At 51.5% G+C, this 20,809-nt stretch carries 14 protein-coding genes; 12 read left to right on the top strand and 2 right to left on the bottom strand.

Features of this window, described 5'->3' with window-relative positions; translation table 11 throughout:
• The first annotated feature begins 244 nt into the window (after positions 1-244).
• Positions 245-727 carry a DUF4494 domain-containing protein gene (locus GJJ30_RS27350; RefSeq protein ID WP_154178328.1) on the top strand — a complete coding sequence of 161 codons (483 nt, stop codon included), beginning with the start codon at positions 245-247 and terminating at the stop codon, positions 725-727.
• Between the two features lie 132 nt (positions 728-859).
• Here the strand turns inward: GJJ30_RS27350 and GJJ30_RS27345 are convergent, their stop codons facing one another.
• On the bottom strand, positions 860-4,495 hold the full coding sequence (locus GJJ30_RS27345) for a CRTAC1 family protein (protein WP_154178327.1): 3,636 nt from the start codon (positions 4,493-4,495) through the stop codon (positions 860-862).
• Between the two features lie 385 nt (positions 4,496-4,880).
• Between GJJ30_RS27345 and GJJ30_RS27340 the strand changes: the two genes are divergently transcribed.
• The 11 genes from GJJ30_RS27340 (at position 4,881) to GJJ30_RS27290 (ending at position 19,915) form a co-directional block, all read left to right on the top strand.
• Positions 4,881-8,138, top strand: a complete 3,258-nt coding sequence (locus tag GJJ30_RS27340; RefSeq protein ID WP_154178326.1) for a SusC/RagA family TonB-linked outer membrane protein — start codon at positions 4,881-4,883, stop codon at positions 8,136-8,138.
• Between the two features lie 32 nt (positions 8,139-8,170).
• Positions 8,171-9,910, top strand: coding sequence for a RagB/SusD family nutrient uptake outer membrane protein (locus GJJ30_RS27335; RefSeq protein WP_154178325.1), 1,740 nt, complete (start codon positions 8,171-8,173; stop codon positions 9,908-9,910).
• 179 nt (positions 9,911-10,089) lie between these two features.
• Positions 10,090-10,554: an HYC_CC_PP family protein gene (locus GJJ30_RS27330; protein WP_154178324.1), complete on the top strand. Its 465-nt coding sequence runs from the start codon at positions 10,090-10,092 to the stop codon at positions 10,552-10,554.
• An 80-nt stretch (positions 10,555-10,634) separates the two neighbouring features.
• Positions 10,635-12,893 (top strand): TonB-dependent receptor, encoded by a 2,259-nt coding sequence (locus tag GJJ30_RS27325; RefSeq protein ID WP_154178323.1) that lies wholly within the window; start codon positions 10,635-10,637, stop codon positions 12,891-12,893.
• 121 nt (positions 12,894-13,014) lie between these two features.
• Positions 13,015-13,593, top strand: coding sequence for a helix-turn-helix domain-containing protein (locus GJJ30_RS27320; protein WP_154178322.1), 579 nt, complete (start codon positions 13,015-13,017; stop codon positions 13,591-13,593).
• Between the two features lie 117 nt (positions 13,594-13,710).
• Entirely contained in the window at positions 13,711-14,049 is a 339-nt protein-coding gene (locus GJJ30_RS27315) for a four-helix bundle copper-binding protein (RefSeq protein WP_205880622.1), read from the top strand.
• A gap of 22 nt (positions 14,050-14,071) precedes the next feature.
• A complete protein-coding gene (locus GJJ30_RS27310) occupies positions 14,072-15,529 on the top strand; it encodes a hypothetical protein (RefSeq protein WP_154178321.1) in 1,458 nt (485 codons plus the stop codon).
• Positions 15,530-15,563: 34 nt separating this feature from the next.
• Entirely contained in the window at positions 15,564-15,917 is a 354-nt protein-coding gene (locus GJJ30_RS27305; RefSeq protein WP_154178320.1) for a heavy-metal-associated domain-containing protein, read from the top strand.
• Between the two features lie 96 nt (positions 15,918-16,013).
• On the top strand, positions 16,014-17,273 hold the full coding sequence (gene kynU, locus GJJ30_RS27300) for a kynureninase (protein ID WP_154178319.1): 1,260 nt from the start codon (positions 16,014-16,016) through the stop codon (positions 17,271-17,273).
• A gap of 73 nt (positions 17,274-17,346) precedes the next feature.
• The gene (locus GJJ30_RS27295) at positions 17,347-18,645 is read left to right on the top strand and encodes a hypothetical protein (RefSeq protein ID WP_154178318.1); all 1,299 of its coding nucleotides are present in this window, start codon (positions 17,347-17,349) and stop codon (positions 18,643-18,645) included.
• A gap of 154 nt (positions 18,646-18,799) precedes the next feature.
• Complete coding sequence (locus tag GJJ30_RS27290) at positions 18,800-19,915, top strand: TlpA disulfide reductase family protein (protein ID WP_154178317.1); 1,116 nt, start codon at positions 18,800-18,802, stop codon at positions 19,913-19,915.
• 11 nt (positions 19,916-19,926) lie between these two features.
• On the opposite strand, the gene galU is transcribed toward GJJ30_RS27290, so the two are convergent.
• The gene (gene galU, locus GJJ30_RS27285; protein ID WP_154178316.1) at positions 19,927-20,796 is read right to left on the bottom strand and encodes a UTP--glucose-1-phosphate uridylyltransferase GalU; all 870 of its coding nucleotides are present in this window, start codon (positions 20,794-20,796) and stop codon (positions 19,927-19,929) included.
• Between the last annotated feature and the right edge of the window lie 13 nt (positions 20,797-20,809).

Here is a 20,809-nt window from a genome sequence, read left to right as displayed (position 1 = left end):
GCAACTACGCACCCGCAATTTCCCACCGACGAACTCACCAAAAAATCGGATGAGCCGTCGAACCTACCGAAAGATAGGCTTTTTCTGTACTTTTGAACGTGTGATTATTTCGCGGAGTTGAGCGGAGGAAAGCGAAGTTCAGTGAAGGTTTTTCTAATTATCTCTCCTCTGAACTTCGCTCTCCTCCGCTCAACTCCGCGAAATAACTCTTAAAAAACTCTATTACTTTTTAGATCAACGAGTTATGCCAAGCTGGTACCAGGGAAAAATTCGCTACCAACAACAGGACCCAACCGGGAAATTCAAAACCATCAACGAAGCTTACCTGATCGACGCCGTTTCGTATACCGACGCCGAAGCCCGGCTGTACAAGGAAGTTGCCGCCAACACGCCCGACTTCACGGTGACCGCTATCTCCCGCATGCGGCTGGCCGATCTGTTTCATTTCGAGGAAGGCGGAGAAACCTGGTTCAAATGCAAGGTGGTTTACATTACGGAAGACGACAAAGGTCGGGAGAAACGCATTGTCAATCAGATGCTTGTAAATGCCGAGAACGTCAAACAGGCGTATGAGCGCATCGAACTGAGTCTGCGAACCATGCTGATTCCGTTCGAGACGACGGACGTCAACACCACCAAAATCCTGGATATTTATCCGTACGTGGAAGAAGAACGCATTCCCGGAAACCTCAAACCCCTGAGCGAAGTGATCGGCCAGGAAGAGTAACGGTTTATCGGTTTACGGTTTTCAGTTTAGGGTTGGCTGACGCGTTCGTTCTTAAATAGCGAATAATGAATAGCGAATATCGAACAATGAATGCGTCAGCCCACTCAAAACCGTAAACTGAAAACCGGTAATTTACTTCATCGCCATTACCCGCTTCGCTCCTTTCGAGTCGGTGATTTCCAAGGATTTAACATTGTTACCTATGGCAATTTCGCGGGCGGATTGGGAGAGAAACGACTGGCCGTAGAAAAACTCCAGCTTCTGTTTCTTGCCGTTGGTGAACACCAGATTGGCCGCAACATCCGTCGGGTTCAGCCGAACAGTTTGCGTTGGTCTTGAACTGCGGAATACTTTCAACGCTCCCCGGTTTTGGGTCGCCACAATCAGCGACTGGCCCGGTTTTCCATTACTTCCAGCGCCCGACAAGCGCACCATTCCTTTGGCATTTCCGGGAACGTAAAAACCGCTGGCAGCCGGATTCAGGGCCGTAAAACCGCCTTTCCCGTCGCCTTTCAACAACAGCCCATTCAGGGCATCCAACCGTCCGACCAGCAGTTCGTTGCTGAAATCATTACCGACCAGCAGCACATCCGGGTTGCCGTCCTGATCGAAATCGTCGGCAATCATCCCGAAAACCGGGGCGGTTTGCGCCTGAATCGGCAGGTCGTGCAGTTCAAAGGTGCCGTCGCCTTTGTTTTCCACGTACGCTGACTTCATGTAATTGGCTTCCAGCACAATCGCATCTTTAAGTTCCTCTTCCTTGAAAAGTTTATCGATCGTTGCCACCGCAAAATCCTTGTGCAGCGGAAACCGCGCCCGCATCGAAATAATCTGCTTGATCAGGTCTTCCCGGCCATTGAACGGAAACTCGTGGCGCTCCCCTTTGGCATCCGGAAAAAACACCGTTGGAATGGCGTCGTAGAAACCGTTGTTGTCGAAATCCTTGGCATAAACCCGCAACGGTTCCTGCTCACTGGAGTGCGCCAGCGTGTTCAATCCCAGATTACCGGCGATGTAGTCCATGTCGCCATCGTGATCGAAATCGGCCGCAACGAGGGAATTCCACCAGCCTTTCCATTGAGCGATGGAGTGATTGAGCGGTTGAGTGCCAGACATGGCGTTAAGCTTTTTCCCCCGCTCGTTTTTCAGAATGGTCAACGGCATCCATTCGCCCGCCAGCATCAGGTCAGGCCAGCCGTCGTTATCGGTGTCGGTCCAGAGACCGTCGCACACCAGACCAATGTTTTGCAGTTCGGGCGCAACGGTTTTCGTCACGTCGGTAAATTTCGGCAAACCAGGTTTGGAATCGTTCCGGAGAATAAAACTCGAAACTGGTCGCGGATACTGATTGGGTACAACCCGCCCGCCCACGAACAAATCCAGGTCGCCATCGCGGTCGTAATCCGCGGCTTTGACGCAGGACTTGCTGATCTGGTTCGGCGGCAGGGTTTGGGTCGAAAATGTAAACCGCCCCTTGCCGTCGTTGACATAAAAACGATCCTGGTAAGCCGCCGTGTTGGCGTCGCCTTCGTCGCCACCGCTGGCCACGTACAGATCCAGATCGCCGTCGCCATCGGCATCGAAAAGCAGCGTACCCATATCTTCCTCCGGTTTTCCCTCACCGGCCGCTCCTGGCAGCAAATCCTGCTGAACCAGCTTTCCGGCCGCCGTCTGAATCAGAAAAGAGCCTTTCTGGGTGCGCGAACCGCCAATGAACAAATCGTCCAGACCGTCGCCGTTGATGTCGCCTACGGACACCGCCGGGCCGTATTGCGACAGTTTATGCGGCAACAGTTTCTGCTGATTGAAGTCGATGTATTCCGGTTCCTGATGCACAAATTTGACGTTCAGCGAATCGGTCACGTCCCGGAAAAGCGTTCCGGCGGGGGCAGTTGGTGGGATCGTGGCGGTTTCGGTCGCGTTATTGACGTCAACCGTCAGCGTCTGATTGGCTTTCACATTCCGCAGCGTCTGGGTTTTGCCCGGTTTTCCATTTTGCGCGGGCCAGGTGATCCGCACCTCGTTAACGGTGGTGGTTTCTCCCAGACCAAAATGGGCGGCATTTTCAACCGTCGACAGATACCCCCGGTAAATCGTATGTTCGTAAATCTGTTTCTGACCTTTCCCATATGCCAGTTCTACAAAAGCGCCCAGTCCCGAGCGGTTTTGTTCGCTGCCTTTAAACTGAATCCGGAGGTAATTGGCCTGCTGCGATTTTTGCTCGACCAGGTTGTTGCGGTAGACAAAAGCCGGATCGTTGATGTTGTTGATCACCATGTCCAGATCGCCGTCGTTGTCCAGATCGCCGTAGGCAGCTCCGCCCGAAAATGCCGGAGTCATCAGGCCCCATTCTTTGGAAACGTCCGAAAAAGTCAGGTTGCCGCCGTTATTTTTGAACGCGTAATTGTTGATTTTGATGACCGGAATCTGGCCCAGCATGAATTGATTGGTGGCCACCGACGAGTTATCGGCGTAATACTGCATGAAGTCGCGGTCCGTAACGTCCTTTGGAAAACCGTTCGTCACCACAATATCCCGAAAACCGTCGTGGTCGAAATCGACGGCCAATGGCGTCCAGCTCCAGTCGGTAGCTGCGATGCCCGACATCAGGCTGATTTCGCTGAAAACCGGTTCACGCGTGCCGGGCCGGAAACCCTGATTCAGTTGCAGGGTATTCCGCATGTATTGATAGGTGAACTTATATTCCTCGTTGTTCAGGTAGGTCTGGTAGTTGTTCGGCGGAATGAACATTTTCTTGCGGAAATTGTCGTTCGGCAGCATGTCCAGCACCACGATGTCCATCAGCCCGTCATTGTTCAGATCGGTGACGTCGTTGCCCATTGCCGTTTGGCTGGTATGCTTGAAAAACTGCCCGGCGCGGTCCGTGAACGCCGGTTTTTGAAAACCGCCTGCCTGGTTGTTGATGAAGAAATGGTCTTCGCTCAGGAAGTCGTTGGTGATGTAAATATCCTTCCAGCCATCGCGGTTGATGTCGCAGATGTTCAGGCCCAGACCGTAGCCTTCCAGTTGTATACCGGCCTCTTTGGAGACATCCGTAAAAACCGGATGCCCGAGTTTTGGGTCAAAGTCGTTGCGGTACAGCCGGTCGGTGGTGGGCGATGATCCGTCGACCAGTTTCGGGTGGTACGAGTTGGGATATTTCTCCGCCATGTTGGTCAGGAGAAAGAGGTCCAGGTCGCCGTCGTTGTCGTAATCGAAGAAAGCCGCATTCGTGGTGAAGCTGTCATCGGCGATGCCGTATTCGCTGGCCATTTCCTTAAAAACCGGAACGCTGTCTTTCTGCCCCTTCCAGCCCTGATTCACAAACAGCATATTTTGCCGGTCGCGGGCCGATTTTCTGATGGTCGCGGTAACGTATATATCCAGGAGTCCGTCGTTATTGATGTCGATCAGGGCCACTCCCGAACACCATTTTCCACCTCCGCCGACACCCGCCTGCCCGGAGACATCGGCAAATTTCAGATTGCCCTTGTTGAGGTACAGTTTATTCGCCACCAGGTTTCCAGTGAAGAAGACATCCTGCAGGCTGTCGTTATTAAAATCGCCGATTGCCACCCCACCTCCGTTGTAGAAATAATCGATATCCAGAATACTCAGCGTATCCTTTTCATCCATCTGGTTGGCAAATGTGATCCCGGTTTCTTCGGCGGGTAACAGACTGAAAAGAGGTTTATTAGCAGACTGGCAGGCACTGAGTAAACCGATCAGAAGCAGTAGTAAAAAAGAAGGTATCGATTGTCGAAACATAATCAAATACAATATTCAAAATTAATAAAGTACAAAAATCCACTTCGCTGCAACCGAATTTGCGCTGGTGTTGAAATGCCGTTAATTGCCGCGCTAGCGGGGTTTGAAATCACGTCCGCATTGCCGGACAAAATAAGTAAAATCGCCTATATAAAACCGCTATATAATTATTAATCAAATCTTAATGAAAAAAAATCACCCAAATGAGGGTATTGTTACCGTAATGTTAAATGATTAATAATCAATATTATACCCTTAAATCTCATCAACTTATAATAAAGGGTTTTCATCCAAAAGTTTATAATATTCTTTAGAAAATTTTGAAGTATGTTTAAAGTAATCTTAATTTAGTACGAAAATAAAACCAATTATTACAAAACCTATTATGAAAGCACAATTCTACAGATTGTTTCAGTCTGCATTCCTGTGTGCGTTTTTGTCGCTCTTGAGCATGAACGTGATGGCTCAGGATCGTCGGATCACGGGAAAGGTGACAGGCAAAGATGGACCGGTTCCGGGAGCAAACATTGTATTAAAAGGAACAACCACCGGTACGTCTACAGATGCCGAGGGTAATTATGCTTTGAATGTTCGGGGTGCTAATCCGGTCCTTGTCGTTTCGGCAATCGGTTTTAAATCCACTGAAGTTGCGGTTGGAAACCGCACGTCCGTTGACGTCACCGTGGAAGATGACGTTACTTCGCTGAATGAAGTCGTTGTAACGGGGTATACCACGGATAGCAAACGCGACAACGCAGCGGCTATTTCAACCGTCAAATCCCGCGACCTGAAAGTTACACCTTCGGCCAACATCGAAACGCAGTTGCAGGGACGGGTTGCCGGGGTTACGGTAATCACCAGCGGCCAGCCGGGTGCCAACAACACCGTTCGGGTGCGGGGCTTTGGGGCCTTCGGTGGTAACCAGCCGCTGATCGTTGTCGATGGGGTGCCCATTGGGACCTCCAACTTCCTGAATCCGGATGATATTGAAACCACTACCGTCCTGAAAGATGCGGCTGCAGCTTCTATTTACGGTGCACGGGCTGCCAACGGGGTTATCGTTTATACGACCAAGAAAGGTGCCCGGAGAGCTCAAAAATTAACCGTAACGTACGATGGAATGTACGGTTTTACGGACCCCGGCAAATCACAGGCGATTCTGAATCCGCAGGAGCAGGCCGACTGGACCTGGGCTGCCGTTCACAACCGTCAGGCATCGCTCGGTTTACCCGATGATTTTTCGGGGATTGCCAACGGTCAGTACGGAACGGGCTCAAAACCGGTCCTGCCGGATTACCTGCAGGTTGGAACCCGGGTTGGGGTAATTGGAAGCGTTGATTTAGCTGCCGAAAAAGCAAAATACAATATTAATACGGATGCGGGTGCGGTTTATCAGGTGGTAAAAGCCAACAAAGCCGGAACCGACTGGTATGACGCCATTACGCGGAGAGCCCCGATTCTGCGCCAGACGCTCGGCTTCTCGGGCGGCACCGAAAGCAGTCGTTATTTCTTCAGCCTGGGTCAGCAGAACCAGAATGGTATTCTGAATTTCAACAAATTCCAGCGCTACGATCTCCGGGCCAACACGGAATTCGACATTGTTAAAGGATTGCGGTTTGGTGAGAACATTCAGTTGACTTACGCAAATACCTCCGGTCAGGTGGGCGGTAACACCGGTCAGAACCTGTCGCAGGAAGAAAGCGAAATCCTGAGCGCCTTCCGGATGGCTCCGATCATTCCGATTTATGATGAATTTGGCGGATGGGCCGGTACGGCGGCTAAAGGGTTTAACAACCCGGCGAACCCGGTTGCCAGCCGCGACGGATCCAAAAACAACCAGAACTTTGGTGTGGGTGTTTTTGGAAATGCCTATCTGGAATTTGATCCGATTGCGGACCTGACCCTGCGGAGCAGTATTGGGGGTCAGTTCTTCAACTTCTACAACAAAACGACCTCGCAAAACACTTACTGGAATGCCGAAGGTAACGGTCGCGGTTTGTCAATTAGCGAAGGGGGCGGTTATTTCCTGGCCTGGACGTTCACGAACACCGCTCAATACCGGAAAAAATTCGGTCTGCATAACATCGACGTTCTCGCCGGTGTTGAAGCCCTGAACGACGGTCGCGGACGGAACATCAGCGGAACCGGCTCAAACCCGTTCACTACCGATGTCAATTACGTAACCCTGAGCACGACTTCCTCGGTTGGCCGGGTTGTGAACAGTAACATCCAGAGCGGGGTGAACTTCTACTCTACTTTTGGTCGGGTTAACTACATCTTCAACGATAAATACATTGTAACGGGGGTTATTCGTCGCGATGGTTCGTCGCGGTTCGGTTCTACCAACCGGTACGGGGTATTCCCGGCATTCTCGGCGGCCTGGCGTCTGACGGGTGAGAACTTCATGAAGAGCGTTTCGTTCATCACCGACCTGAAAATCCGCGGTGGCTGGGGACAAATGGGTAACTCCAACAACGTTGACCCCAACAACCAGTACAGCTTGTTTGCCACCAACGTAGCCAACTCCTACGACATTGCCGCCACCAACAGCACGGTTAACCCCGGGTTCTTCCGGAGCCGGATCGGTAACCCGAATGCGAAATGGGAAACCAGTACGACCTCTAACTTAGGTATCGACGCAACGTTCTTCAACGGCAAACTGGATTTGGTTTTCGACATCTGGAAGAAAGACACCAAAGACCTGCTGTATCAGGTACCCATTCCGGGGGTAATCGGAATTCGGGCAACGGCTCCGTCGGTTAACGTAGCTTCGATGACCAACAAAGGGATTGACCTGATGCTTACGACTCGCGGCAAACTGGCCAATGATATCGGTTACGAAGTGAGCCTGACGGGAAGCGTTCTCCAAAACCGCATTCAGTCTCTGGCACCAGGCGTACCTTATTTCGACGTGTCACCTGCCTCCAACCGTCTGAGTTTGCCGGCAACACGGAACCAGCCGGGTCAGGGAATTGCTTCTTTCTACGGCTTCCAGGTTGTTGGTTTGTTCAAGAGCCAGGAAGAAGTTAAAGCCGCTCCCACCCAAACCGGCGCGGGTGTAGGTCGTTTCCGCTTTGCTGATATCGATGGCAACGGCGTTATCGACAACAACGACCGGACGTTCATCGGTAGCCCAGTACCGAAATTTACGGGTGGTTTGAACATCCAGTTGAACTACCGAGGATTTGACCTCGCAACGTACCTGTATACTTCTCTCGGCAACAAAATTTTCAACCTGTCGAAATGGTACACCGATTTCTATCCTTCGTTTCCTGGTGCTGCTGTTAGCGCGCGGGTTAAAGACTCCTGGACGGCTTCGAATACGGGTGGTACCCAACCCATTTTCGAAGACGTTTCAAACTTCAGCACCAATACCCAGCCTAACTCATTCTACGTTGAGGATGGTTCTTACCTGCGGATGCAAAACCTCACGGTCGGTTATACCCTGCCTTCAGCCCTGCTGAACAAAGTGAAACTGACCCGCGTACGGGTTTCGGCATCGGTTAACAACATCTTCACCATCACGAAATACCAGGGCTTAGACCCCGGCGTTGGTGGAGCGGCTGACTCCAACTTCGGTATTGATGTCGGTAACTACCCATTGACCCGGAGCTTCAACTTTGGCCTTGGCGTAACATTCTAATTTGAATCAACCTAGTCGAAAAATTTTAGATGATGAAAGATATAGTCACAAAAGGAACCCTGCTGGCGCTGGCTTTAACGTTTGGCACGCTGGCCTGTAAGGATAGCTTCCTGGTGGTCGCACCAACCGGTACGCTGACCAGTTCCCAGTTAAGTACCAAAAATGGATTGGAGGGTTTGTTGATCAGTGCGTATACGGAGTTGAACGGTCGGGGTTTCAGCCAGACTGCCAGCTCAACGAACTGGATGTACGGGAGTATCATGGGTGGAGAAGCCAATAAAGGCTCTAACGCTGGTGACTTTAACTCCATCACCCCCTTCCAACGCTACGAAATGCTGGCTTCCAGTGGCGAGCTGACGGCCCGCTGGCAGTGTATGTACGAAGGGATAAGCCGCGCCAATTCCGTGCTGCGCCAGCTGAAAACGCCGGATGCTGGTGTCAGTGCGGCAGATCTGGCCCGGATCGGGGCAGAAGCCAAATTCCTGCGCGCCCACTACTACTTCGAATTGAAGCGTACCTTCAACAATACGCCTTACATTGACGAAAGCGTCGACTACGCTGCCGGGATTACTGAAATCGGTAACAATGCTGACCTTTGGCCAAAAATCGAAGCTGACTTGAAAGCCGCTTACGATGCACTGCCCGAAGTACAGACCGCAGCCGGAAGAGCCAACAAATGGGCGGCCGGTGCCTATCTGGGAAAAGTATATCTGTATCAGAAGAAATACGCGGAAGCAAAAACCCTGTTCGATGCGGTTATTGCCAGCGGTAAAACCTCTTCGGGTAACAAATACGCTCTGTTTCCATCGTACTGGATGGTGTTCAGCGCCGACAATGAGAAAAACGACGAAATCGTATTCGCCACGCAAAACGTCGCCAACGCGGGAAGCTCGGATGCTGCTTCGGGTGACCTTAACCTGAACTGGCCTTACAACACGGGTCCTGCGGGTCCGGTGGGTTGCTGCGGTTTCTTCCAGCCCAGCTTCGAGTTAGCGAACTCGTTCCGGACGGATGCCAAAGGATTGCCGCTGCTGGATGGCTCGTACAACTCAGCCGCGAACGCACTGAAAACCGATCAGGGTATTGCCTCTTCAGCAGCCTTTACGCCTGACGCTGGCCCGGTAGATCCCCGCCTTGACCACTCAGTAGGTCGTCGTGGTATTCAGTATCTGGACTGGCAGGTATTCCCCGGTCAGGACTGGATTCGTGACCAGGCTTTCGGTGGACCGTATGCGCCCAAGAAATACATTTATACCAAAGCACAGGAAGCCCGGATTGCTGACGTTTCGAACTGGACCAAAGGCTGGACCGGTATCAACGTGATCCTGATTCGTTACGCTGATGTGCTGTTGATGGCTGCTGAGTGCGAAATTGAAGTAGGAAGCCTGGAAAAAGCCCGCGACTATGTCAACCAGATTCGGAAACGCGCTGCCAATCCGGCCGGTTTTGTCATGAACGGAACGGCTCCAGCGGCTAACTACGTCATTGGAACCTACGATTCGCCCTGGACCGATAAAGCCGCAGCTCGTACGGCCGTCCAATTCGAACGGAAACTGGAATTGTCGGGCGAAGGCCATCGCTTCTTTGACCTTGTTCGCTGGGGAACCGCTTCTACCGTCCTGAACGCTTACTTAACTTACGAAGGTGCCAAACTGGCAAACGCATTGGGTGGCGCTAAATTCACCGCAGGCAAAAATGAAATTATGCCGCTGCCACAACGCGAAATCGACTTGCAGGGAACGACCTTGCTGAAACAAAACCCCGGTTATTAATTCAATAGCCGATTTTGATTCAAATTATCCGGAGAGGTGGGACGACGTTCCACCTCTCTTGTTTTATCCGGATTTACCTACTTTTTTACCAGTTTTGAGCCGAAACCGCAAAATCCTGTACATTATCCGAAAATGATGCACTTGCATTTATAGTTATCCTGGTCTACTTTTGACCCGTCATGAAACGCGCTGCCTTTAAATACTTCAACCTCCTGATGGCCTGCCTCGTGCTGCTGAGCAGTACCGGTTTCGGCCTGATCGAGCACACCTGCCTGATGCGCGGGAAGCGAGTATCGATGGCCATTAACCATGACGATAAAAAACCGGCTTGCGCGGTTCACAGCAAGAAAACGTTCTCGGTTTCCCACCAGGGTTATCCGGGTACGACCATCAAAAAAACGAACTGCTGCAAGGAAGAACAACGCTACGAAAATGTTGATTTTTCTTCGTCCATTACGCAGTTGGTAGCCAAGTTTATCAAGTCCGTTGCCGATACGGCTTTGGCGGGCATGGCAACCCTCATTACCTGGCTGCTGTATGATCTGCTCCCGGCCGATCGTGAGTCGTCGGCGGCCGTGATCGATTCTCCTCCCCTTCCCTACGGGCGTAGTCTGCTATCGTTCGTCCAAAGTTTCCTGCTATAGGAGTTCAAATGTGCTGAATGAAGCCGTGCGGGTAAACGCATGGGCTACTGTTTGTATTTTCATCACATTTCCACACTCCAATGTGTCCACAATCAATCCATCGAAAAGGGTTCGTAGTCGTTTGGCTGTCGATTCTCAGTTTCTATTATTCCCACGCGCAAACCATCACCGGTACGGTTTCGGAACGCGTCAATGCCAAAGCTATTCCCCTGGCAGGTGTTACCGTATATTGGGCCGGAACTTCCGTTTCGACCACGTCAACCAGCACCGGCCAGTTCGAAATCACCCGGTCTGAAAGTAGCCACCAGCTCGTATTTAGTTTTGTAGGCTTCAGATCCGATACGGTTTTGATTACGACTCAAACCAGCCTGGACGTCAATCTGGTTAATCAGAATACCTTGCAGGAAGTAACTGTACAGGGGAATTCGACCCAGATCGACCGGTTTTCGCCTATCCAAAACGAAATACTGACCACCCGAACGTTGGCCAAAGCTGCCTGCTGCAACCTTTCCGAATCGTTTGAAACTAACGCATCGGTCAATGTGTCGTACACCGATGCCATTACCGGCGCCAAGCAGATCCAGATGCTGGGTTTGAGCGGCAATTACGTCCAGACGAACGTCGAGAATATCCCGACCATCCGCGGACTCGCTACGACTTTCGGGCTCAATTTCATACCGGGTACCTGGATTTCATCCATCGACATTGGCAAAGGTTCCGGCTCGGTTGTGAATGGATACGAGGGCATGTCGGGTGCCATGAACGTCGAATTGCAAAAACCGGATGCCCGGGAACGGGTTTACGCCAATGCCTACGTCAACAGTTTCGGACGGGTAGAAGGCAACCTGAATCTTTCAAAACCGCTCACCGAAAAATGGAGCGTTGGTTTTCTGGGCCACGCCAGCACCTTGCAAAACCGCCTGGACCAGAACGGCGACCGGATTCTTGACTTGCCGTTATTCAGCCAGTATAACGGTATTGTTCGGGCCAAATACGCATCCGAGCGGTTTATGACACAGTTTGGGGCAAAAGCGCTGTACGACGACCGTACCGGCGGACAGGTGAGCAGCAACCCCAACGGTAGCCCAACCTACCGCTTTACGAACACGACCAAACGCGTCGAGCTTTTTTCCAAAACCGCCAGGCTTTATCCCGAAAAACCGTACAAAGGTCTCGGGCTGATTCTGAATGCCGTCAACCACGAACAGAACTCGTTTTTTGGTTTCATTCCGTACAACGGTCGGCAGCAAACGCTCTACGGAAACCTGATTTACCAGTCCATCATCGACAATACGAATCATTCGTTCAAGGCGGGTGTCAGTTACCTGCTCGACGATTACCGCGAAAAATACCGCGATACACTGATGACGCGCACCGAGTCCGTGCCGGGCATTTTTGGGGAATATACATACAAGTATCTGGAGAAAGTAACGCTGGTGGCCGGTGCCCGGCTGGATTTTCACAACCTGTTCGGGACGCAGTTCACGCCCCGATTCCACGCGAAATATGACCTGAATGACAACCTGACGTTGCGGGCCTCGGCAGGGCGCGGTTTCCGGACACCCAATGCGCTGGCCGAAAATTATGGGTATCTGGTCAGTTCGCGAGCGGTTTATTTCGACGCCAGACTGCAACCGGAGATCTCCTGGAATTACGGAACGAGCCTGACGCAGGAGTTTAACCTGTTCGGCCAAAAAGCGTCGCTGGTGCTGGATTATTACCGCACGAATTTCCAGAACCAGTTGATTGCTGATCTGGAACACCCGCGTGAACTCCATTTTTACTACCTGTCGAGTCGGTCGGCACCCGGTTTGAAAGCGCGTTCGTTTTCCAACAGCTTCCAGGCCGAGTTGAATTACCAGCCGATCCGCCGGATGGAGGTTAAGCTGGCCTACCGGCTTTTCGACGTCCGGCAGTCGATGGGGATGACCTTTGGCGAAAGTCTCCTGCTGCCCCGTATGATGGTGAGTCGCGACCGGGTGCTGTTCAATGCGGGCTACGCGCTGCCGTTCGACAAATGGAAGTTCGATTTGACGGTGCAATGGAACGGCCCGAAACGGATTCCGTACCTGCGCGAAGGCTACGAGCACACCAGTTACCAGAATATGCCCCGCGAAAATGCCCCCGGTTTTTACAACATCAACGCCCAGATTACCAAGTCGTTCCGGACCTGGGATGTGTACCTGGGGGGCGAGAACCTCGGCAATTTCCGGCAAACGAATCCAATTGTTGGCGCCAGTGACCCCTTCGGACGAGACTTCGACGCTGCCGCCCGCGTCTGGGGGCCCATCACTGGCCGAATGATTTACGGCGGTTTTCGATATAAACTTAAAATCTAAGCTATGATTACGGTGATTTTCTGTGATACCTATGATTTAAATGAATGCATCATCAAATCATAACCTCTACCTAAATCACTGCAATCAAAGTCATCAAAGAAAATCATAGACATCATAGTCCATGAAACTATACATCAAACATATGGTCTGCGGTCGGTGCAAGCGCGTCGTTCGGGATATTCTGGAGGAATTGGGGATTGAAGTCCAGAAGGTAGAGTTGGGGGAAGTTGAAACCGGCGACTGGCCCGAAACCGTATCCATCGAAACCATCCGGCAATTGCTGGCTGAAAACGATTTCGAACTGCTGGAAGACCGCAAAGCGGTGCTGATCGAGCAGATCAAGACCCTGATCGTCAACGAAATCCACCACGACCGGCGCGAACGACCCGACCACCAGAACCTGTCGGATTTTTTAACGCAGAAAATGGGTTACGACTACTCCTACCTGAGCCATTTATTTTCGGCGATTGAAGGACTCACGATCGAGAAATTCGTCATTGCTCAAAAAATCGAGAAAGTAAAAGAGTATTTGCTGTATGGCGAGTTAACCCTGAGTGAGATTGCCTGGCGGCTGGGGTACAGCAGTGCCCAGCATTTGTCGAACCAGTTTAAACAGGTTGTAGGTCTGACGCCGGGTGATTTTAAACGAACGGGGCTCGTTTATCGAACCGAAATCGACAAAGTGGGCGGCTCAAAATGATATACAACCACACCATAGTTCTGTACGGCCCGTTCTATTCATAGCGCGTACTTTTGCACTATCCACCGTAACGCAAGCGAATGTAAATCAATTTTTCACCTTTTAAGTCGATACGGTATGGAAACGATGCAAAACCACCAGCAGCATGTACAAATTTGTTTTGATTGCGCTGCGGCCTGTGAACACTGCGCTACGGCCTGTCTACGGGAAGACCACGTGATGATGATGCGCGATTGCATCCGGCTTTGCCGCGATTGCGCCGATTTCTGTAAAATGTGCGGTAGCCTCACCGCCCGCGATTCTGAATTTATGCGTCAATTTATGGTGCTTTGCGCCGATGTATGCGATGCCTGTGCAAACGAATGCAGTAAACACGATCATGAACATTGCCGGGCCTGCGCCGAAGCCTGCCGCCGTTGTGCCGACGATTGTCGCCACCTTTCGGCAAGCGCGTAAGACCGGTTTGAACCGTAAAGAAATGAATACAACCGTAAAAATTTTAATTGTTCTGTTATGCATTACCGAGGGCTCGGCCTGGGCCGAAGGTTTTCCGGTTGACACCAGCCGGAAAGCCCGAATGCCGCCAGCCCGGCGGATGATGCGGCAGGACAGCATGGATCATGCCGCGATGGGTCACGCTATGCACAATATGATGCAGATGCAACAGGGCATGTCGATGATGTCGCACCTGTATTCGCGCAACCTGCCGATGAATCGGAATGCCTCCGGAACGGCCTGGCACCCCGACCAGTCGCCGATGTATATGTACATGTTCCACCCCAACGGGAGTGGTAACAAGTGGATGACGATGCTGCACTACAGTATTTTTATCCGGCATACCAATCAGAATTTCAACAATTCCGGCAAACGAGGTAGCAATACGCAATTCGACGCGCCTAATTACGTCATGGGAATGGCGCAGCGGCAGGTCGGGCAACGGGGTTTGCTGGCCTTTAAAGCCATGTTGTCGCTCGATCCGCTGACGGTCGGTAACAACGGTTATCCGTTGCTTTTTCAGTCGGGCGAAACCTACAAAGGCCAGCGGCTCATCGACCGCCAGCACCAGCATGATTTATTTTCGGAATTGTCGGTTGGTTATTCGTACGCTCTTTCTCCCAATTCGGACGTGTTTGGGTACGTCGGCTATCCGGGCGAACCGGCGCTGGGCCCTCCGGCTTTTATGCACCGGCTTTCGTCGTTTAACAACCCCGATTCGCCCCTGGGTCATCACTGGACCGACGCGACGCACATTACATTTGGAGTGGCGACGGCGGGTTTTCGGTATAAAATTGCTAAATTGGAAGTGTCCAGTTTTACGGGACGCGAACCGAACGAAAACCGCTATGGGTTCGACCGGCCACGGTTTGACAGTTATTCGTACCGGTTTTCGGTGAATCCCTCGCCAGCCCTGGCGTTGCAGTTTTCGCAGGGATTTATCAAAAGCCCGGAAGCGGCCGAACCGGAGCATAATGTAACCCGCACAACGGCGTCGCTCCTGCACAGCAAACCGCTGGGCCGCCCTGATCGATACGTTTCGTCGGCTCTGGTCTGGGGAATGAATTCGCACGAGGGCGTCAACGAAAATGCGTATCTGGCCGAAAGCAGTCTGCAATTGGCACGAACGGCCTTGTACGGGCGTTATGAGAATATCACCAAATCAGTTGACGAATTGGGGTTGCGGGAATACTTTTTTGATTATCCGACCAAAGAAACGAAACTGGTTACGATTAACAGCCTGACACTGGGCATGAATTACCGACTTCTGCAACTGGCCCGTACGGATTTGGTGCTGGGTGCGCAGTTGACCGGTTCTTTTCCCGACAGGGCATTGGAACCGATTTACGGAAAAATACCGTTATCAGGGCAGATTTACCTGCGGATTACGCCTTCGCTGATCCCGATGATGATGCCGCAGAAGCCCATGAATCACCATTAACCTGACCATTCTTTCGACCAAACTCATTATATCCATGAAAAAGCACCTGTTTGGACTGATCACTTTGTTGTTTCTGGCCTGGGGCGCAACCGCAAAAGCCGGTGATGACAAAGAAAAAGAGGTAAAAATCAAAACCTCGGCCATCTGCGAAATGTGCAAGGAGCGCATTGAGCGCAACCTGGCTTTTGAGAAAGGCATCAAGGAATCGAATCTGGATCTGAAAGACAAAGTCATTACGGTCCGCTACAATCCTAAAAAAACCGACGTTAACAAAATCAAAGCCAATATTTCAAAAACCGGTTACGACGCCGACGAAGTTATGGCTGACGAGAAAGGGTACGCCAAGCTCCCCTCCTGTTGCAAAAAAAGCGGACTGGGGCATAAATGAGTTATGAATTATGAGTTATGAGTTCAAACAAGAACACCATTGTGAAGAAGGTGACAGGCAGAAGTCAATTCTTAACTCATAACTCTTAACTCGTTCATGGAAAATTCGCTGGAATTTGCCCAACAGCTTGACCGCGCGGACCCGCTTCGCTCCTTTCGCGAGCGGTTTTATATTCCTGAACGTGGCGGAAAACCGCTCATTTATTTCTGTGGAAACTCGCTTGGTTTGCAGCCCAAAACCGCGCGTCAGGCGCTGGATCAGGAACTGGAGGTCTGGCAGCAACAAGGTGTAGAAGGTTGGTTTGAAGGCGAAAAGCCCTGGCTTTCGATTCACCAACGCTGCAAAAAACCGCTCGCGCAAATTGTGGGCGCCCATCCGTCGGAAGTGTGCCCGATGAACAATCTGACGGTCAATCTGCACCTGTTGCTTACTTCCTTTTATCAGCCCACTCAAAACCGCAGCCGGATTCTGACCATCGGCGGGGATTTTCCGTCGGATCAATACGCGCTCGAAAGTCACATCCGCACCCGGGGCCTGAACCCCGACGAAACCCTGCTGGAAGTTTTTCCCCGGCCCCATGAGCCTACCTGGCGCACGGACGATATTCTGGCCGCCATCGAGCAGCACCGTGATTCGCTGGCGCTGGTGCTGATGAGTGGTTTGCATTATTACACCGGTCAGGTTTTCGATATGGCCGCCATTGCCCGTAAAGCCCGCGAAGTGGGCATTCCCGTTGGCTTTGATCTGGCGCACGCGGTTGGTAATATTCCGCTGAAACTCCACGACTGGGAGGTCGATTTTGCGTTCTGGTGTTCCTACAAATACCTTAATTCTGGTCCGGGTGGCGTTTCCGGGCTGTTCATTCATGAAAAACACCACGCCGAAAACCGTCCCCGGTTGGCGGGCTGGTGGGGCTACGACGAAGCCCGGCGATTTGAAATGACCAAAGGCTTTGTGCCCATGCCGGGTGCCGACGGCTGGCAATTGAGCACCCCGTCGGTTTTGGCGATGGCGGTTCACGAAGCGGCTTTAGCCATTACGGCAGAAGCCGGAATGGATGCGCTGCGCCGGAAAAGTGAATTGCTGACCGGTTTTCTGGAATGGACACTGCAGCAATCGGGTCTTCCACTCACGATCATCACGCCCGCGAATCCGGCGGAGCGGGGATGTCAGTTGTCCATTCTGATCGAACGAAACGGAAAAACCGTGTTCTCTGATTTAACCGAAAAAGGCATCATCGGCGACTGGCGCGAGCCAGACTGCATCCGGCTGGCCCCCACGCCCTTATACAACACCTTCGAGGAAGTCTGGCGGGTTGGTCAGGTAATCAGCGGTTCGGAACGGTTTACGTCATAATTATCGGCAACCGGTTTGCTTCCTGAGTCGTTGGTCGTATTTTGTAACCGCCTTACCACCGTTACATCACGTTATGAACCAACCGCTTATCTATCCCCTTCAGTGGAACGCTGCGCAAAAAGCAGGCTTCCGGTTTTTCTTTGTTTATTTTATCCTTTATGTTTTCCCCTTCCCATTTGGGCATCTTCCGGGCTCAAACACTCTTTTTGAATATTATTCCGATGCCTGGAACACGCTGGTACCGTGGGTAGGTCGGGCGGTTTTGCAGTTACCTTACGAAATAACGGTTTTTCCGAATGGCAGTGGCGATACCACTTTCAATTACGTTCAGTTGCTTTGCTTCGTCGTATTGGCATTGGTGGCGTCGGTCATCTGGTCGGTGCTGGATCGCAATCGGGCGAATTACAATACGCTGCTTTACTGGCTGGTTGTGTTCCTGCGGTATTACCTGGCTTTCACCATGTTTACCTACGGTTTTGCGAAAATCTTCAAGACCCAATTCCCGTTTCCCAATCTGACCCGACTCATGCAGCCGTACGGCCAATCGTCGCCAATGGGACTGGCCTGGACCTTTATGGGCTACTCAACAGCGTACAACTGGTTCACCGGTTTGGGCGAAATCATCGGCGGTGGACTCCTGCTGTTCCGCCGGACAACGGCTTTGGGAGCCATCATTCTGATTGCCACCATTGGAAACATCGTTGCCATCAACTTCTGTTTTGATGTACCGGTGAAACTTTATTCGTCGAATCTGCTGTTAATGACCCTTTTCGTCCTGACCGCCGAAGGCAAACGACTGATCAACGTCCTTTTGCTAAATCGCCCGGCACCCGCCCTTGACCTCACTCCTTTCCGGACTACACGTCGCTGGCGGATTGGTCGACTGGCTATCAAAACCGTTATTATTGGACTGGCGCTGTATTCCCATATTTTCGATGGATTTTCAACAATGAAACAATATGGCGATCTGGCCCCAAAACCGCCCCTGTATGGACTTTATGAAGTCGAATCCTTTGCCCTTAACGGCGATACGCTGGCGCCCATCCTCACCGACACGACCCGCTGGCGGCAGGTGATTGTTGCGGGGTATCGGAATTACCCCAGCTTAACAGTCCGCCTGATGACCGATTCGCTGCGTCGTTACGTCTTCGAACCGGACACGGTAAAATTGAACGCCGTAGTGTACGCCCGGTTCGATACGGCACACAAATACCGCCTGGCGTACCAACGGCCCGACACGAATACCCTCATTATGAAGGGATTGTTTCGGAAAGATTCGATTTATGCCCGGCTGAAAAGGCAAAATCCCGAGCGGTTTCTGCTGGTCAACCGGGGCTTTCATTGGATCAACGAATACCCGTTCAATCGGTAGTTCGCGATTCCTGAGTGGATCAGTCGTATCAAGCGCTCATTATCCGAAACTAGCTGAAACCGGAAAATACCGATTCAGAAAATTAACTAGGAAAATAGTTTGTACTTTCGGAAGATTTTGTTGAAATTATCAACTGGTTTTAAACGGAAAAGCTATGAACCGGATCGTGCTCGTTTTCGCGCTTCTGCTGGCCGGTAAGGTATTGAGTCAGAAACCGGTAGCCCGCTATTCGATCACGGGTTACCTAAAAAATCTGAACAACCAGACGGTTTATCTGATCCCTCACTCGGAGCTGAATTCGCCGAATTTACAGGTAAGACGAATCGACTCCTGCGTAGCCCGGGAGGGTCGCTTCGCGATGGAAGGGATCATCGGGGAACCGAATTATTTCGCCATCGGCATCAAAGGGCAAACCCGTACTCAGTTTAAATTCTTTATTCTCGACGATACGCCCGTCAGCATCGTTGGTGACGCCGACTCGCTGGAGCGGGCCTCCATTCTGGGCAGTTCTTCCTTTCGCGATGAACTGGTTCTGCATAAATCCATTGAAATGTACCTGAAATCGCAGAAAAATCTCGAACCTTTGATGATGCATGCGGTGCAATATGGAGATAAAGACAAGTCGTTCGTTCTGCACAAGAAGTACCAGGATTTGCACAACGGCATCCTGGATATTAAATCAACCTTTATCAGTTTCAACCCCAAATCACTCGTCAGTCTTTTTACGCTACTGGAAATCCTCCCTGACATTCCGAAGGAACGGGCCAAAAGTCTCTACAACCGACTTGACTATTCGCTTCAGAACCACTCGGTCGGCAAACATATCCGCGAACAGGTTTTTGACCAGATGGCTTCACTGCGCCAATACGCTCCCAATCTGGTTTTAACCGACAGACAGGCAAAACCGGTCGATTTGCTCGCCAAAAAAGGCAGCGTGGTCCTCATCGATTTCTGGGCCAGTTGGTGCGATCATTGCGTGCGGGAGCATACCCAGCTTAAATCGCTCTACAAACGATACAAAGACAAAGGCCTCACGATCATCAGTGTGTCGGTTGACGAAGATCGCAAGGCCTGGAAGAAAGCGCTTCAGAAAGCCAATTTGCCCTGGACCCAACTTTCCGATCGGGTGGGCAGCAAGAATGTGGTCGGCACCCAATACGGGAACAACTCGATTCCGATGAATCTGCTGATCGACAAAGAAGGCTTTATCATCCGCAAAGGACTCCACGGTGCCGAACTCGAAAAGCAACTCGCGCTGGTCTTTAATTAAGGTACCAACGGTTAGGAATGAGCGGCTACGATTTCTTTCAAAAACGCCAGAAAAGGAGCTGAAAACTCCTTGCGTTTCAAGGCAAACTCAACCGTCGTTTTCAAAAAATCCAGCTTATTGCCGATATCGTGACGCTTTCCTTCGATGCGGTGCGAATACAAATTTTCCCGCTTGAGTAGCAGCAGCATCGCGTCCGTGAGCTGAATTTCGTTGTTTTTCCCTTTCGGCGTCTGCTCAATGGCGGCAAAAATATCGGGCGTCAGAACGTAGCGACCGGCAATGGCCAGATTCGACGGGGCAGCTTTGATGGATGGTTTTTCGATCAGGGTGTTCAACTCCATAATGCTGTCGCTCAGGGGCGTACCACCCACAATGCCGTAGCGGTTCACTTTGTCGGCGGGTACTTCCTCCACGGCAATGACCGTTCCGCGGTACTGGTCGTAGGTATCGATCAATTGCTGCGTGACCGGAATTACCGAATCCATGATCGTATCGCCCAGCAAAACCGCAAACGGCTCGTTTCCAACGTGGTGACGGGCGTAATAAATCGCATCCCCCAAGCCGTTCAGTTCCTTCTGGCGAACAAAATGAATGTCGGCCATGTCCGACAACCGACGCATTTCGAGCAGCAGTGCTTCGTCTTCTTTTTCTTCCAGCCGGGTTTCCAGTTCGTAATTCCGGTCGAAATGGTCCTCGATGGAGCGTTTGCCCTTCCCGGTAATGATCAGAATATCTTCAATGCCCGAATCGACAGCTTCCTGCACCACATACTGAATCGTGGGCGTATCGATAATGGGCAGCATTTCTTTCGGTTGCGCTTTGGTCGCCGGTAAAAACCGGGTTCCCAAACCGGCAGCAGGAATAACAGCTTTCTTAATCATATTGAGTGAGTTG

It is taken from the genome of Larkinella terrae, from assembly GCF_009668025.1.
Taxonomy (GTDB): Bacteria; Bacteroidota; Bacteroidia; order Cytophagales; family Spirosomataceae; genus Larkinella; species Larkinella terrae.
The sequence above is the reverse complement of the archived record's forward strand: the minus strand, read 5'-3'. Positions and strand labels throughout refer to the sequence as shown.